The organism is Arthrobacter oryzae, from assembly GCF_030718995.1.
Classification (GTDB): domain Bacteria; phylum Actinomycetota; class Actinomycetes; order Actinomycetales; family Micrococcaceae; genus Arthrobacter; species Arthrobacter oryzae_C.
In genome coordinates this window covers 2,752,124-2,766,593 of record NZ_CP132204.1, presented here as the reverse complement: position 1 = coordinate 2,766,593, position 14,470 = coordinate 2,752,124, and the positions used below count along the sequence as shown (strand labels likewise).

Sequence of the window (14,470 nt, the reverse complement as noted above, 5' to 3'; positions counted from 1 at the left end):
ATCGGATCGCACCCCACGGAGCTGCCATCATGGCCGAGGCCCCTGCCCCCGCAGTCCCCACCGACACCACTGAGGTCAGCCCGGATCCCGACGCCGGCCTCCGCCAACTCGCGGCGGACACCTTCGGACTCCCCCGCCTCCGCGCCGGGCAGCTGGCCGGAATGCGCGCCCTCGTCGCCGGCCGGGACGTCCTCGCCGTGATGCCCACCGGCTACGGCAAGTCAGCGATCTACCAGGTGGCCGCGCTGCAGCTGCACCGGAACGGCGCACGGCGCGGTCCCGCCGTCGTGGTTTCCCCGTTGATCGCCCTGCAGGAGGACCAGCTGGACGGCCTTCTGCAAACGCTCGGCGGGACTGCCGCCGTCGCCATCAACTCCGGCCACAGCGATACCGAAAACCACCATGCCTGGGAAGCCGCCGAGCGCGGCGAGGCCGTTTTCGTCTTCCTCGCCCCCGAACAGCTCGCGAAGGCCGACACCGTGGAACGGCTTGCCGCACTGGACGTCCAGCTGTTCGTGGTGGACGAGGCACACTGCGTGTCCTCCTGGGGCCACGACTTCCGCCCCGACTACCTGCGCCTCGGCGAGGTCCGCGAGCAGCTGGGCAATCCGCCCGTCGTCGGCCTCACCGCCACCGCTTCTCCCCCGGTGCGCGAGGAAATCCAGCAGCGCCTGCACATGGTGGACCCGCTGGTACTGGTGCACGGCTTCGACCGGCCCAACATCCGGCTGGAGATCATCCGCCACCATACGGACAAGGACAAGCGCCGAGCCGTGGTCAAACAGGTGGCCGAGCTCAAGGGCCCCGGCCTGCTGTACGCCGCCACCCGCAAGGACACCGAGGCCTACGCCGCCAAGCTCAGCGCCCTGGGCCTGCGCGCCGCGGCGTACCACGCGGGCCGGAAGCAGCGCGAGCGGGACCGCGTCCACCAGCAGTTCCTCGACGATGAACTCGACGTGGTGGTGGCGACCACCGCCTTCGGCATGGGCATCGACAAACCCAACGTCCGCTTCGTCATCCACGCGGACATCCCCGATTCGCTGGACAGCTACTACCAGGAGATCGGCCGCTCCGGTCGCGACGGCCAGCCCGCCTCCGCCGTCCTGCACTACCGCTCCGAAGACCTGGGCCTGCGCACGTTCTTCGGCACCCACACCCCGGACGAGGAATCGCTCCTGGCCGTCCTCCAGGCACTGCGCGACGCCGGCGGGCCGGTGAAGCAGAAGGCCCTCGCCGAGCAGACCGGCTTCTCCCCGCGCAGGCTCACCGGACTGCTGAACCAGCTGCAGGAAACCCGCGCCGTCAAGGCCGGCAAGCGCGGCATCCGGCTGGAAGCGGACGCCAAGCTGCCCGCGGTGGTGGAACGCGCCGTCGAACATGCCGCAGCACGCCAGCGGGTGGACCGCTCCCGCATCGAGATGATGCGCGGCTACGCCGAAACGGACGCCTGCCGACGCCAGTTCCTGCTGGGCTACTTCGGCGAGGACCTCCCCGAGCCCTGCGGCAACTGCGATACCTGCACCGACGGTTCCGCCTACGAAGAGGATTACGACGACGCCGCCGCGGCCGCCGCGGGCGGTGACCCTTTTCCGCTCCAGGCCGCCGTTGTCCACAAGGAATGGGGGCCGGGCCTGGTGATGCGGCACGAGGAGGACGTGATCACGGTGTTGTTCGAGAACGAAGGCTACAAAACGCTGTCCCGCCGGGCCGTGGCGGACGGGAAACTGCTGACGCTCGCGACGTGACGGGCGGTTGCCCGCGGCCGGCGGCCTCCGATTTCTTCCTGCCGGTGCCCTTGACGGGCGGTGGCTCCGGGGCCATATTTAGCGCATCACCACCTCCGTGGAGACGACCATGCCTGAGAAAGTTGCTTCACCTGCCCCGCACGGGACCCGGGCCCCCGCTTCCCGTCGGAATGCTGCGATCGTGGCCGTCGGTGTGGTCTGCGGCGTCGCCTGGGCAGCAGGGTTCCGTGCCTACATGGTGGAACTCGCGGGTCCTGCCTCCACCTTCAGCTGGTGGGGAACCTTCGGCGCGCTCCTCTTGCCCGGAGCCATTGCCGGAGGACTCCTCGGCTGGGCGGAAGCACTCCGGCACTCCGGCGGCCGGCGGGGGTGGCGGTGGCTCGCCCTGGCGCCGCTCGCCTTCGCCATCGCCCCGATGTTCCTGCCCGGCGCGGTGACCACCCTCCTGACCCAAGGCCTCGGCGGAGGTGCAATCGCCGTCGCCCTAATGGGGATCGGCGGCGGCTACGCCCTCTCCGGCAGGGGGCCGCTCTGGGCACGGCTTCTGTGCGGCCTCGTCACTGCTGCGCTCACGGCGGCGCTCGCCCTGACTGGTCCTGGGATCGCCGGGCCCAGCCTCGCCATCACCGAACCGCGCGGCGCCTGGGTGGCTGTGCTGGCGGTCTCGTTCATCGTGGTGCTGGCCCTCGCCTCCTCGATCCCGCACCGGCGTGTCCCCCTCTTGGACCACGCACCGGACGCGGCACCCCCGGTGGGCTGAGCCGCCAACGGTGGCCTCCCGCCGTCGCACGTTCGGTAGTGTCAGTTCATGGATAGCGAGACCCTGGTCAATTTCGCGCTGGTGCTCTTTTTCGTGCTCCTGGGCGGCGTGTTTGCCGGCACCGAGATGGCACTCGTTTCGTTGCGCGAGAGCCAGGTGCGCCAGATTGAAAAGTCCGGGAAAGGCGGCGCCAGGACTGCCGCTTTGGCCAGGAATCCCAACCGTTTCCTCTCCACCGTCCAGATTGGCGTGACGCTGTCCGGTTTCTTTTCAGCCGCATATGGCGCGTCCACCATTGCACCCGATGTCACACCCCTCTTGGAAGGCGCGGGGTTTGGGTCCGCGGCTGAATCTGCGGCCTTTATCGGCATGACGTTGCTGGTGGCCTACCTTTCCCTGGTACTGGGAGAGCTGGTGCCCAAGAGGCTTGCCATGCAAAGCGCCGTCGGCTTCACGAAAGTACTCGCCCCGCCGCTGATCGTCCTCTCGGAAATCATGCGGCCCGTCATCTGGCTGCTCTCCGTTTCGACCGATGCCCTGGTGAGGCTGTTCGGCGGCGATCCGCACGTAAAAAAGGAGAGCATCACCTCCGAGGAACTCTGGGACATGGTGGCGGAGAACGACATGCTGGAGGAAAGCAGCCGAAGCATCCTGGCCGACGTGTTCGGTGCCGGGGACCGCACCCTGCAGGAGGTCATGCGGCCCCGCACCGAGGTGACGTTCATTGACGGCACCCTCAACATTGCGGAGGCACGCAGCATGGTGCGGGACGGCCCCTACTCGCGTTTTCCCGTGATCGGGAAGACCCCGGATGACGTCCTCGGCTTCGTGCACATCCGGGACCTGATGCCCCGCGATACTGAATTTGACCGGGGCCAGGTGAAGGACATTGTGCGCCAGATTCTCCCGCTTCCCGGGACGAACAGGGTGCTGCCGTCGCTGTCCCGGATGCGCAAGGAGGGCCATCACATAGCTCTGGTAGTGGACGAGTACGGGGGTACGGACGGGATCGTCACCCTGGAAGACCTGGTGGAGGAACTGGTGGGGGAAATCTACGACGAATACGACACCGGGGCAGACCACGAGGACCGCGTCACCATGGCCAACGGCTCCCTCGACGTGGATGGCGGCCTGATCCTCCAGGAGTTCGAGACAGCCTCCGGCATCGACCTGCCCGAGGGCCACTACGAGACGGTGGCCGGGTTCGTCATCGACCGCCTGGGACGCCTGCCGCGCGTCGGGGACCGAGTGGAAATAGCCGGCCATATGCTGACGGTCCTGGCGATGGACCGCCTCCGCATCGCGCGGATCAGGGTGACACCGGTGGACGGGCGGCCTGGGGAACGTTGAGCGTACCTGGTCGTTTCAAGTGCAATGTCGACCCCGCGCCCTTCCGTCAGCGTCGGCCGGATGCCAGAGTTGGGCAATGAGCGCTGAAAGCGGGAACGAGGAAAGCGGCGGGCTGGTCCTGAACCTGGAGTGCACGCTCCCGGTTCCGCCGGACAAAGTCTTCAGGATGCTGACGGAGCCGCCCGAACTGGTGAAATGGTGGGGCCCGCACGGCTTCATCATCCCCGACGCCGAACTCAACCTCGTGGAGGGCGGCCGCTACAAGTTCCGCATGACACCGCCGGACGGTGAACCCTTCCACCTCTCGGGCGAATACCTGGAGATCGACCCGCCCTGGCGCCTTGTCTACACCTTCCGCTGGGAGGAACCGGCGCCGGACGACCGGGAAACCGTTGTTGACGTCACGCTCCACAGGGCCGACGGCGGCACCCGCCTGGCGCTCTCGCAGGGCCCCTTCCTGACGGAGGAGCGGCTGGCCCTGCACCGAAGCGGCTGGACTGAATCGTTCGAGAAACTGCGGGCGTTATTCGGTGGCCGGCCCTGAGGCGGAATGACGCCTCGTTGCGTCACCGGCCTCTGCGCAGCAATCGTCGCCTTCCGCCGCCTGGCCGTCAATGACGTTCGGGATGGTGCAGCAGGTTTCGCCACGCCAGGCCTCCATGCCCTCGCGGACCGCGATACCGGCGATAACAAGCGCGGCCCCGGCGTCGGCCCACCACCAGCCCAGGGCGCTGTTCAGGACCAGCCCAGCCAGCAGGACGGCGGAAAGGTAGGTGCACAGCAGCGTCTGCTTGGAATCGGCCACGGCTGTGCGGGAACCAAGTTCCCGCCCGGCCCGGCGCTGCGCCCAGGACAGCACGGGCATGATGGCCAGGCTGAGGGCCGCGATCACGATGCCCGGCGTCGAATGCTGCGCCGCTTCTCCCCCAGTGAGTGCCCGGACCGAGTCCACGGTGACGAACGCCGCGAGGGCGAAGAAAGAGATGGCGATGATCCGCAGGGTCAGGTGCTCACGCCGTTCCGGGTCCTTGGCCGAAAACTGCCAGGACAATGCCAAAGCGGAGCTCACCTCAATGACCGAGTCCAGGCCGAAGCCGAGCAGCGCCGAAGAGTTGGCGACCCCTCCGGCCCAGAGCGCCACCACGGCTTCGATGAGGTTGTAGGTGATCGTCGCCGCGGCAAGCAGCCTGATCCTGAGGCTCAGCACCGCACGGCGTTCCGAGCTTGGTGCGTGCAGCGGCGCCGTCATGCGATGCACTCCCCGTCCGGAGCGCAGCAGGCCGGATCCACCGCGAGGACAACACCGATCAGGTCCTTGATCGCGTGACCGAGCCGGGCGTCCGCCAGTTCATACCGGGTTCGCCGCCCGTCGGGAAGGGCAACCACCAGGCCACAGCCGCGAAGACACGTCAGGTGGTTGGACATGCTCTGGCGGGACACCCCGAGGGCATCTGCCAGATCCGAGGGATAGCAGGGATCGTCTGACAGTGCCAGAAGGATCCGGGCACGAGTAGGGTCCGAGACGGCGTAGCCGAAGCGTGCCAGCACGGGAGCCTGCGTCAGTGTTTCCATGCGTTCAGGATACATCCATCGATGTATTCAGATAAGGTGCGCCCATGGCACGCCGTCATGGATGCAAGACGCATCAGTCAGTGTTTCAGGCCCTTCGCATAGGCGGCCTGGCCCACGTGCTGGAGGCAGTCGGCGATGGTGCTGACCAGCCGTACCCCGAGGGTGACGTGCGGGTCCCAGCGGGTGTCGACGACGCGGTCCAGGTCCTCGTCACCGAGGGTGCGCAGGAAGTCCGCGGTCTGCTGGTGGACGGCGTCGTAGTATTCCAGCAGCAGCGCCGCCGGGGCCTTCACGGAATCGACCTGAGCGCTCGAATGGCCGTAACCGGTGTCACGCTCGCGAAGCGGCAGGTCGAAACGGTCCACGAACCCCTGCGAGGTCCACACCTGTTCCAGGCCTGCGGCTGCGGCCACCTGTGCGTCCTCCACCCGGCCCAGGTGCCAGATCAGCCACGCAATCGAGTTTCCGGTGCCCGCGGGCCGGCGGACCAGGACGTCGTCGTCCACCCCTTCCAGGGTGTCGGCCACCGTCTCGTGGATCCGGCCAAAGGCGTCCAGCAGCAGTTCGTTGGATTTCATCGGGTCCCCTCACTCTGCAGTTTCGGTGAGGCCCATGCTCGCACGGATGCCGGGCCGCCGGATAGGCCCGGGCACCAGCCCGGTTGCGCGGGATAATGGAGTTATGACCGATCAGGATCAGGACCGGGATCCGTGGGAGGAGTTCGACAAGCTCCAACCCGCAGGCCCCGACCGTGTTGAAGGCCTGCCCGGAGGACAGCCGCTGGGCTTTGGCTTCCGCACCGGCGTGCGCAGCGCCAAGGTGGCCTTCGGATTCGCCGTGTATGCGCTGGTCCTCGGAACCGTGCTGGTGGTCACCGGCGCCGTCGTCTTCATCAGCCAGGGTCAGTGGCTCCTGCTCGGACTCATGGTGCCGATCGAGGCCGTCTTCGTGTTTGCTTTCAGCCAGCTGGTTCGCCTGGCACGCAACCGCCGCTCGGCCCAGTAACGGGGACGCAGCCATGGACTACACCAAGGACCCTCGCGTGGACCAGTACATCGACGCACTCCCGCCCTGGCAGCAGGCCGTCTGCCGGCAGGTCCGCGACCTGGTCCACGCCGCCGATCCCGCCGTCGCGGAAACCATCAAACGCACCGTCCAGCCCTACTTCGTGCTGGACGGCAACATCTGCGCCCTTCGAGGCGCCGGCTACTCCCCGAAGGAACCCTCCACCTAAGCGGCAGCTGCCGTTGAGGGCTTCTTCGGCAAGTCCGGTCATTTCAAGAGCGATCGCGTTGGTGTCTTTGGACAACGGCGACGGCGGGTAGGCCACTGCCAGGGCAAGCCGCCGGCTCCCGTCTGCACTGGCCATTGCGACGGTGCCGTATCCCGGGACGTCGCCCACGTAGCCGTTGTAAAAGCCGTTGGTGCAGGCGTCGTTCCACTGATACAGGCCGAGTCCGTATTCGGCATAGACGGGTGCCAGCATCTCTCCCACCAGGTCGCGGCCCACCAGCCGACCGTTCAACAGCGCCTCGAAGAACGCGTTGAGGTCCCCCACTGTCGACACCAGGCCGGTGGCCGCGGAACCACGGTGAAGGGCGGCATAGGTGGTGTCGGCAGGTTCACCGTCGACGAGGGTATAGCCGTGGACCATGCCCTCCGGCACCGGTCCGTCGTCCGTCAAGCGGGTACCGCCGAGCCTCAAGGGCTGCACGACGTCCGCCCGCAGGACGTCAGCGAGCGGCCGCCCCCGGAGACGTTCTACGATGAGGCCGAGGGCAAGGTAGTTCGAATTCGAGTAGCTCAGGCCTTGGGCGCTGCTCTTGTGCCACGGGAGCGTTGCGGCCACCGCAAGCCTGTTTTCGGGGCTCATCCGGGTGGCGAGGGCCTGCCGGGGAGGAAGCGAATCCAGCAGGGCGGCGTAGTAGTCGGGCATGCCCGTGGTGTGGCCGAGGAGCCGCCGCACTGTAAAGAGCTCGGGCTGGTGGAGCAGGCTCTGGAGCTCCGGCAGGTAGGTGCTGGCCGGTTCGTCAAGGGAAAGCCTGCCTTCCTCGGCGAGCTTCAGCACGGAGACGGCCACCAGGGACTGCGTGATGTGGCCGACGTGAACGGCGTCGGTGGCCCGGGCGGCTTCCCCCGCCGGGTTCCGGACACCCACGGCATGTGTCCAGACCTCCGCGCCAACATGCAGCTCCACGAGGACCGCGGGAGCGCCGGCGTCGATCAACCCCAGGCTGTACTGCTCGAGTTGCGCCCTCACGTCTCGAGTGGGTCCCGACGGCGGACCGGACGCGGTGGGCAGGGAGGTCGACGTCGGCAATGCCGGCTCCGTGGGGCCCGGGACCGGGCCGAAGGTGCATCCGCCCAGCACTATAGAGGCTACGACAACGAAGGCAACGCGCGCAGCACGGATCCACGATCCGCCCGCCAGAGCCGCAGCCATCGGACAACCTTCTGCCTGTCGGTTCGCAGCATGCCTGGAAGCAGAGCTGTCCCGACACTTAATGCTCCCATGCCGTCTTCTGACGTGCTCGCGCTGGTGACTGCCGCCGTCGGACTCCGCCGGACAACGCGGCGTGGGTCCTGCAGCAACCCTAGATACGGACCCTAGACATGTGACCAATTAGTCACCTATTCTGGAGGTGTGGACGCCGTATTCAAGGCCCTGGCCGACGCCACCCGCCGCGATCTCCTGGATGAGCTATACCGGAACGACGGGCAGACGCTCCACGCCCTTGAGGCCCGCTTCGAGATGACGCGCTACGGCGTGATGAAGCACCTCAAGGTCCTGGAGGACGCCGGGCTGGTGGTCACCCGCCGTCGCGGGCGCGAGAAACTCCACTTCCTGAATCCGGTGCCTATCCGGCTGGTCCACGACCGCTGGGTGAGCAAATACGCCGAACCATGGGCCGCTGGCCTCAGCGACCTCAAAACCAGATTGGAAAGTCCCATGGAAAAGATCTTCGAAATCTACATCAAGACCACCCCGGAACGGCTCTGGGAAGCCATCACGGACGGCGAGATCCGCAGCAAGTACCAGTTCGGATCCGTCATCACCTCGGACTGGACGCCGGGCAGCCGGTTCGAGATGGCACCCAAGGGCGGCGAGCTCCTGGGCGAGGGCGAGAACCTGGAAGTGGACCCGCCCCGCCGGCTGGTCCAGAGCATGCGAGCGCTCTGGGGCGAGGACGTCAAAGCCGAAGGGACGTCGCGGGTCACCTGGGAGATCGAGCCGGTGGGCGATTCCTGCCGCCTGACCGTCACCCACGACCAGCTCCGCGAAGGCGCCAACGACCAGCTCTTTGGCGGCTGGCCGATGATCCTCTCCGGCCTGAAGACCTGGCTGGAAACGGGCGAGCTCCTCACCACGCCCGGTTCGCTGATGTACACCTAGATGTTCACGTGAGGCGACGGCGGCACCCAACGGCCGCCGCCGTCGTCGTACTCCCCTACTGCCCCGGCGCCCGGTACGCCGGCGTCTTCTTGGCTGCTTCGTCGATGTCTTCCGGCGTCAGGAGCGGCTTCAGGCGCACGTTCACCGAGCCGCTCGAATTGATCATCAATGAAAGAGCGGCGGCGTCGGCGTGGCTGGGGGCATCGAAAACGCCCAGGACGTCGGTGTCCCCAAAGGCATAGTAAAAACTCTCGAGCGATCCACCCACGGAGCTGAGGGCCTCCACCAGCGCATCACGCCGTTTGCTGCCGCCTTCGCGCATGAGCCCCTTGATTCCCTCACCCACGTAATTCGCTTCAAACAGATATTTGGTCATGGTTTTTCCTGTCTTGGAGCGGGTCCCCGGATTGGGGCCGTGGGCACAGCGTAGGCTCCCCTCACCGGGCTAACAATGGGTACTGCAAAGTCGGCCAACGGTGTCTTCAGGACCGACCTAAGGCAGGGTCTGACAGACCCTGCCTTAGGTCCCATAAATCAGGTAATTTGAGTGGACGACTCCGGCACTGGCGCCGCGTTCCTCGTCCCACTCCCCCTGAAAAGGATCCTTCACCCGTGTCCTCCGCGACCCCTGCTTCCGCACGCGACCGCATGCCTTTCGGCGCGCTGCTGGTGCTGTCGATGATCGGCTTCACCGCCATCACCACCGAACTGCTGCCCTCCGGCCTGCTCCCCCAGATCAGCGCCGGCCTCAACGTGTCCGAGCCCGTGGCGGGCTACCTCACCGCCGGGTATGCCGCCATCATTGTGGCCACCGTGATCCCGGCATCCATGCTGCTCTCCCGCATTCCGCGGCACATCCTCCTGATGGCGCTGGTCCTGACGTTCGCCATCAGCAACGCGCTGGTGGGCCTGGTGTCCGACTTCGGCGCCGCGCTCGCTGCCAGGCTGGTGGGCGGCATCGCCCACGGCCTCCTGTGGACCGCAATGGCACCGTTCGTTGCCCGCATCGTTCCCGCCCACAAGGTGGGCAAGGCAATGGCCATCGTCTTCAGCGGCAACAGCCTGGGGCTGGCCATCGGCGCCCCGCTGGGGACCGCCCTGGGCGGGCTGGTCGGCTGGCGGGCGTCGTTCCTCCTGCTGGCGGGCGCCGGCGTAGTCCTCGCAGGACTGGCCCTGTGGCTGCTGCCCGCCGTGCGCCGGGTCCCGGACGCCCCGCGCCCGTCACTACGCAAGGCGGTGGGCCTGCCCGGCGTGAAGTCGGTTGCCATCGCCTGGCCGCTGATGCTGATGGCGCACTTCGCACTGTTCACCTTCATCGCACCGTTCCTCCGCGAGGCCGGCCTGCCCGACTACAGCATCACCCTCTCCCTCACGGTCCTTGGCTTCTCCGGGCTGGTGGGCATCTGGATCGCCGGCATCACCGTGGACCTGCGGCCGCGCCGTTCACTGCTGATGACGACGGCGGTCATCGCCGCCGCGTACGTCCTCCTTCCCATGGGCGGCACCACCGTCCCGGGCGCCCTGGTGCTCATGGCGGTATGGGGCGCCGCCTTCGGCGCGATCGGCATTTACAACCAGTCCGCCATCCTCCGCGCAGGCAAGGAATACCGGGAAGCCGCCAACGGACTCACCGTGCTGACCATCCAGCTGGGCATCACCATCGGCGCCCTCTACGGCGCGGCCGCCCTCACAACGCTGGGTCCGCTCATGGTGCCGGTCGCGGCTGCGCTGCCGGTGGTCGTCGCGCTGGTGATTGTGGTGGCCGGGCGCGAGCACGCCTACCCGCCCGGACCGAAGGAGGACGGGTTCGTTGCGGCTGATAAGTCGACGGAGCAGCCGATCGCTGCCGCCAGAACAGCCTCGCGCGCATAAGGGTGCGGCACCGCCACGGGACGGTGCCGCACGTGGTGCCTCCCGCCGTCGGCTAGGAGCGGCGGCGGGAAACTCTTTCGGCGGGAACCTGACGTCAGCCGGCGTTCGCGATTTCAGCCAGCGCTTGCTCCTGTTGTCTGAGCCGGCATGGCTCCGATCTGCTGCATCAGGCTGAGCGTGTCGGAGGAACCCCAGTGCTCTGCCACCTTCCCGTCCTGGATGCGGATGATGTCCACGCTGCTGAAGCGCACGCTCTTGCCGCTTGCCGGAATCCCCATGAACTCGCCCTTGTGCGTGCCGGACAGTACCGCGCGTGAGGCTTCCAGGTCGCCGTCGGCCATCGCCGGGTCGAGCGTCACGCTGAGGTCGGGGAACGCCGTCCGGATGGCGTTGGTGTAGAACTTCACGCCGTCCTTTCCCTGCGGCTGACCCGGCATGGGGTCCTCGTGGTCATGCATGTCGTCGAGCACAAATTCATCGATCAGGGCAAGATTTCCGCCCGCCAGCACTTCTTCATAAAACCGCCTGAGGAGTCCAGTTCCTTCAGACATTGTCCGCTCCTTCTTGTTGGGTGAGACCGGTCAGAATCCCCCCGGTTCATGCGCCGCTAGCGCCCGCGGCGGAAACGAGATGTCACATCCCCATCCCGTCCATCGCCGCGGGCGCGAGGGCCACGCCCAGCGCAATGACGGCCAGCGCCACAGCAACGGAGCGGTTGGCCAGCCGCTTCCAGGGCAGCATCTTCTCCCCTGCGATGAAGGCGCCGATCAGCGCCATCCAGCCGACACTCATCACGCCGAGCGCAAACAGCGCCACCATCAGCGCCCAGCAGCACGCGACGCACCAGGCGCCGTGCTCCACGCCCATCACCAGCGCGCCGCGGTAGCCGGGCCGCATGCGGTGCAGGATGAAGTCCATGGGCGTCCGGCATTTCATCAGGCTGACGTTCTTGGCGGGAGTCAGCTGGTAAACCGCTGCGAAGAGTATGACGCCTACCGCCAGCCAGCGGCCGCCCTGGTCCGAACCGAAGAGCCCGGGGGCCAGCGACGCAACCGACATATACAGCGAGTACGCCACCAGCCCGAAGGCCGTCCACGACACCAGGTACCCGGCCACGAAGACGGCGGTTGCCCCTGCGGGCGCGTACCGCCCTGTCTTGCGCCGGTGCTGCTGGATCCGGTCGTACGCCACCACCATGGGCGCCACGGAGGGAAACATCATGGCCGCCAGCATCACCACCCACGTGACGACGAAGAACCCCAGCGGCCCCGGGTCCGTCCAGCGGCCCATGTCCATCCCGCCCAGCTGGGTTGAGGTGACGACCCAGCTCACCGCGGCAAGGACCAGCAGGACCGCGACGAGGCCGGCCTCCCGCGGGTCGATCCGGGACGCGGACAATGCCTCTATCTCGCCGGAACCTGCGACGGCGGTGCGCACGGCCGGCCGCGCACCGCCCTTCCTCAGCAACCTCCTGTGATACATCGCACGGCCGGATTTAGCCGCGGCCCTTGGGGGCGCCCTCCGCCATTTCGCTGGCGAAGCTGAAATCGGACGTCTCGCCGTACACGCCGTCGAATTCCAAGCCAAAAAGATCCGGGTGACCCGGCCCCTTGCCGATCTTGAATTCGGGCGCAAAACCGTACATCGCGTTCTTCACGGTGGTCACGCCGCCGTCGGGTCCGGGCAGGGACTCGAAGGTAACAAGCACACGGCCCGCCACCGAGGCGGACGGCGTCTCGCCGTCGGAGAACGTGACATTCGCGCGTTCCAGTCCCAGCCATTCGCCGTACAGCGCGGCAAAGTCGCCGAACGGCCCGCCGGCCTCACCCCTAAGGATGCTCCCGAGGGCGCTCACCTGCGCGTCCGAGGCGCCGTCGTCGACGACGGCCCCCACCTTCCAGCCGCCTGCGGACAGGTGGGTGGGGAACCAGTTGGCGAACGCGAAGTCGACGCCGGACAGGTCCGTGTCGTCCATCTTCCCGCTCGCGATATGAAAGACGTTCAGGCCGCGGCACTCGCCGTCCGGTCCGGTGGGCAAGCCGTCCACCGGGCACGGACAGATCAACTGGCAACTGCAGCTGCCAACGTATGTTCCCGAAATTTCCCAAGACATGGGACCCTCCTCGCTGGCGCCGTCGCCAAGCAGAAGCGGCCCAGAGTCAGCGCCGAGAATAATGGAAACGGGGCGGAAAGCCCCGTTAAGGCAGACAGTATTCCCGCGCCATCCGCGTGTCAATATGGCGTGAAAACAAGGAAACCGGGTCCGGATGGTGCCGTCCGGAGGGCCCGTTTGGCGTGCTCCGGGCCGCCTATTTCCGCTCCCGCCAGAGCAGCGTCACACCGAAAGCCACCGCACCGAGCACCAGCATGGTGAGCACCATGAGGCCCCAGTTTTCCTGGTTGACGCCGGTGCCGTAGAAGATGCCGATCATCACCGTGGCCATGATGGCGCCCAGGTACCGGCACGTCTGGAAGATACCCGCAGCCACCCCGCGCTCCTGCGGCTGCGTGGAGACGTACATGCCCTGGCTGGAGGCGATGCTCACCACGCTCCAGGGGATGCCCATCAGCGCAGTGAGCAGCAGCACCAGCGGGATGGCGAAAGAGGCGGTCAACAGCCACATCGCTCCCGCGGCCGCCACCAGGAACAGCACCCCGGCGATCAGCACCCGCCGCACCCGGAACCGTTCGATCGCGCGGACCGCGAACGGCGTCGCGATCACGGACATTGCTGCCAGCGGCAGCATGAGCAGGCCCACGACGCCGGGATCGTAGCCTGCCGCTTCCTGCAGCAGCTGGGGCAGGCCGAAAAACGCGAAATAGTAGATGCCGTTGAACACTGCAAAGCCCAGGTAGACCAGCATCAGCGGCCGGTTCCTGCCAAGCAGCCTCAGGTCCAGGAAGGGCGGGCTGAACTTCAATTCACGCCAGACGAACAGCGCAGCCAGCACCGTGCCGCCGGCCAGCAGCCACCAGCGCGCGCCGGGCAGCACGTTCAGCAGCGCCATCATGATCAACGTCAGGGAGCCGACGAAGCCCAGGATGCCGGGGATGTCCGAGTCGCGCAGCAGTTCCGAGGCGCTCCCGCGTTCCCGGTCCTCGTCCGCCGGGGCGTACTTCCGGACGATGAGGAGGGCCGCGACCGCCAACGGCACGTTGACCAGGAAAAGCGCCTGCCAGCCGACCAGGCTCACCAGCAGCCCGCCCACCACGGGACCAACTGCGGCCGCGGACGTGTTGGCCATCTGGATCCGGCCGAGCGGCCGCGTGGACTTCACCTTCGCCGTCCGGTCCAGCGCCCCCACAATGACGACGGCACTCGGGTACGCGGTGGCCGTGCCGAGGGCCATCAGCGCCCGGGCCGCGCAGAGCAGGGCGAAGTTCGGGGCGAACGGAGCCAGTGCGCAGGTCACCGCGACGAGCACCATCCCGAAGCTGAACAGCCGCCGCGGTCCGAAGCGGTCTGCCAGCTTGCCCATCAGCGGCTGGCCGGCCGCCGAGGTGAGGTAGAAAGCGGTGATAACCCAGGTGACGGTGGCGACGTCGAGCCCGAAGTCCGCGCGCAGCACCACCAGGGCCACCGCAATCATGGACGAATTCAGCGGGTTCAGCGACGTGCCCAGGCTGAGGCCGGCAACGGCGAGGGCTGTCCGGGGTTTGTTGCTCACGGAAACAGTCTGTCCCACATGGGCGTCCGGACGAACTACGTTACGCAGGCCGTGTTCACCCACAGGTCAACTTCCCGCCGGTCAAAATCCATTTGGTGTGATTAACGTG

Annotated in this window: 16 protein-coding genes; 7 read left to right on the top strand and 9 right to left on the bottom strand. The window is 67.2% G+C overall.

Translation table 11 applies throughout. The features are described 5' to 3' along the window. Nucleotides 1–29 precede the first annotated feature (29 nt). The 4 genes from Q8Z05_RS12770 to Q8Z05_RS12755 all read left to right on the top strand — a co-directional run bounded on the left by Q8Z05_RS12770 (nt 30) and on the right by Q8Z05_RS12755 (nt 4,399). Nucleotides 30–1,745, top strand: coding sequence for a RecQ family ATP-dependent DNA helicase (locus Q8Z05_RS12770; RefSeq protein WP_305940005.1), 1,716 nt, complete (start codon nt 30–32; stop codon nt 1,743–1,745). Between the two features lie 109 nt (nt 1,746–1,854). Then, entirely contained in the window at nt 1,855–2,505 is a 651-nt protein-coding gene (locus tag Q8Z05_RS12765) for a hypothetical protein (RefSeq protein ID WP_305940004.1), read from the top strand. A gap of 48 nt (nt 2,506–2,553) precedes the next feature. Beyond that, on the top strand, nt 2,554–3,855 hold the full coding sequence (locus tag Q8Z05_RS12760) for a hemolysin family protein (protein ID WP_305940003.1): 1,302 nt from the start codon (nt 2,554–2,556) through the stop codon (nt 3,853–3,855). Between the two features lie 76 nt (nt 3,856–3,931). Further along, a complete protein-coding gene (locus tag Q8Z05_RS12755) occupies nt 3,932–4,399 on the top strand; it encodes an SRPBCC family protein (RefSeq protein ID WP_305940002.1) in 468 nt (155 codons plus the stop codon). On the opposite strand, the gene Q8Z05_RS12750 is transcribed toward Q8Z05_RS12755, so the two are convergent. From Q8Z05_RS12750 to Q8Z05_RS12740, 3 genes are all read right to left on the bottom strand, one after another. After that, a complete protein-coding gene (locus Q8Z05_RS12750) occupies nt 4,379–5,104 on the bottom strand; it encodes a cation diffusion facilitator family transporter (RefSeq protein WP_305940001.1) in 726 nt (241 codons plus the stop codon). The genes Q8Z05_RS12755 and Q8Z05_RS12750 overlap by 21 nt on opposite strands. Then, on the bottom strand, nt 5,101–5,427 hold the full coding sequence (locus Q8Z05_RS12745; RefSeq protein ID WP_305940000.1) for an ArsR/SmtB family transcription factor: 327 nt from the start codon (nt 5,425–5,427) through the stop codon (nt 5,101–5,103). Before Q8Z05_RS12745 ends, Q8Z05_RS12750 begins: the two co-directional genes overlap by 4 nt. Nucleotides 5,428–5,504: 77 nt before the next feature. After that, the gene (locus Q8Z05_RS12740) at nt 5,505–6,005 is read right to left on the bottom strand and encodes a mycothiol transferase (protein WP_305939999.1); all 501 of its coding nucleotides are present in this window, start codon (nt 6,003–6,005) and stop codon (nt 5,505–5,507) included. Nucleotides 6,006–6,108: 103 nt separating this feature from the next. Here Q8Z05_RS12740 and Q8Z05_RS12735 point away from each other — a divergent pair, with 103 nt between their 5' ends. Then, entirely contained in the window at nt 6,109–6,432 is a 324-nt protein-coding gene (locus Q8Z05_RS12735; RefSeq protein WP_305939998.1) for a hypothetical protein, read from the top strand. Here Q8Z05_RS12735 and Q8Z05_RS12730 read toward each other — a convergent pair. Next, nucleotides 6,386–7,687, bottom strand: a complete 1,302-nt coding sequence (locus Q8Z05_RS12730) for a serine hydrolase domain-containing protein (RefSeq protein ID WP_305939997.1) — start codon at nt 7,685–7,687, stop codon at nt 6,386–6,388. The genes Q8Z05_RS12735 and Q8Z05_RS12730 overlap by 47 nt on opposite strands. A gap of 384 nt (nt 7,688–8,071) precedes the next feature. Between Q8Z05_RS12730 and Q8Z05_RS12725 the strand changes: the two genes are divergently transcribed. Then, nucleotides 8,072–8,821 carry an ArsR/SmtB family transcription factor gene (locus tag Q8Z05_RS12725; RefSeq protein WP_305939996.1) on the top strand — a complete coding sequence of 250 codons (750 nt, stop codon included), beginning with the start codon at nt 8,072–8,074 and terminating at the stop codon, nt 8,819–8,821. A gap of 55 nt (nt 8,822–8,876) precedes the next feature. On the opposite strand, the gene Q8Z05_RS12720 is transcribed toward Q8Z05_RS12725, so the two are convergent. Further along, complete coding sequence (locus Q8Z05_RS12720; RefSeq protein WP_305939995.1) at nt 8,877–9,197, bottom strand: GYD domain-containing protein; 321 nt, start codon at nt 9,195–9,197, stop codon at nt 8,877–8,879. Between the two features lie 236 nt (nt 9,198–9,433). Between Q8Z05_RS12720 and Q8Z05_RS12715 the strand changes: the two genes are divergently transcribed. Continuing rightward, a complete protein-coding gene (locus tag Q8Z05_RS12715; RefSeq protein WP_305939994.1) occupies nt 9,434–10,693 on the top strand; it encodes an MFS transporter in 1,260 nt (419 codons plus the stop codon). Nucleotides 10,694–10,806: 113 nt separating this feature from the next. Here the strand turns inward: Q8Z05_RS12715 and Q8Z05_RS12710 are convergent, their stop codons facing one another. The 4 genes from Q8Z05_RS12710 to Q8Z05_RS12695 all read right to left on the bottom strand — a co-directional run bounded on the left by Q8Z05_RS12710 (nt 10,807) and on the right by Q8Z05_RS12695 (nt 14,361). Continuing rightward, the gene (locus Q8Z05_RS12710; RefSeq protein ID WP_305939993.1) at nt 10,807–11,244 is read right to left on the bottom strand and encodes an ester cyclase; all 438 of its coding nucleotides are present in this window, start codon (nt 11,242–11,244) and stop codon (nt 10,807–10,809) included. 82 nt (nt 11,245–11,326) lie between these two features. Then, nucleotides 11,327–12,160 (bottom strand): DUF2182 domain-containing protein, encoded by an 834-nt coding sequence (locus tag Q8Z05_RS12705; protein WP_305939992.1) that lies wholly within the window; start codon nt 12,158–12,160, stop codon nt 11,327–11,329. A gap of 28 nt (nt 12,161–12,188) precedes the next feature. Beyond that, nucleotides 12,189–12,740: a DUF1326 domain-containing protein gene (locus Q8Z05_RS12700; protein ID WP_305943557.1), complete on the bottom strand. Its 552-nt coding sequence runs from the start codon at nt 12,738–12,740 to the stop codon at nt 12,189–12,191. Between the two features lie 262 nt (nt 12,741–13,002). Beyond that, nucleotides 13,003–14,361 (bottom strand): MFS transporter, encoded by a 1,359-nt coding sequence (locus Q8Z05_RS12695; protein WP_305939991.1) that lies wholly within the window; start codon nt 14,359–14,361, stop codon nt 13,003–13,005. Nucleotides 14,362–14,470: the final 109 nt, after the last annotated feature.

Excerpts from the sequence above, each read along its gene's own strand:
- Q8Z05_RS12770 (WP_305940005.1), top strand. The coding sequence starts at position 30 with ATGGCCGAGGCCCCTGCCCCCGCAGTCCCCACCGACACCACTGAGGTC.
- Q8Z05_RS12765 (WP_305940004.1), top strand. The coding sequence starts at position 1,855 with ATGCCTGAGAAAGTTGCTTCACCTGCCCCGCACGGGACCCGGGCCCCC.
- Q8Z05_RS12760 (WP_305940003.1), top strand. The coding sequence starts at position 2,554 with ATGGATAGCGAGACCCTGGTCAATTTCGCGCTGGTGCTCTTTTTCGTG.
- Q8Z05_RS12755 (WP_305940002.1), top strand. The coding sequence starts at position 3,932 with ATGAGCGCTGAAAGCGGGAACGAGGAAAGCGGCGGGCTGGTCCTGAAC.
- Q8Z05_RS12750 (WP_305940001.1), bottom strand. The coding sequence starts at position 5,104 with ATGACGGCGCCGCTGCACGCACCAAGCTCGGAACGCCGTGCGGTGCTG.
- Q8Z05_RS12745 (WP_305940000.1), bottom strand. The coding sequence starts at position 5,427 with ATGGAAACACTGACGCAGGCTCCCGTGCTGGCACGCTTCGGCTACGCC.
- Q8Z05_RS12740 (WP_305939999.1), bottom strand. The coding sequence starts at position 6,005 with ATGAAATCCAACGAACTGCTGCTGGACGCCTTTGGCCGGATCCACGAG.
- Q8Z05_RS12735 (WP_305939998.1), top strand. The coding sequence starts at position 6,109 with ATGACCGATCAGGATCAGGACCGGGATCCGTGGGAGGAGTTCGACAAG.
- Q8Z05_RS12720 (WP_305939995.1), bottom strand. The coding sequence starts at position 9,197 with ATGACCAAATATCTGTTTGAAGCGAATTACGTGGGTGAGGGAATCAAG.
- Q8Z05_RS12710 (WP_305939993.1), bottom strand. The coding sequence starts at position 11,244 with ATGTCTGAAGGAACTGGACTCCTCAGGCGGTTTTATGAAGAAGTGCTG.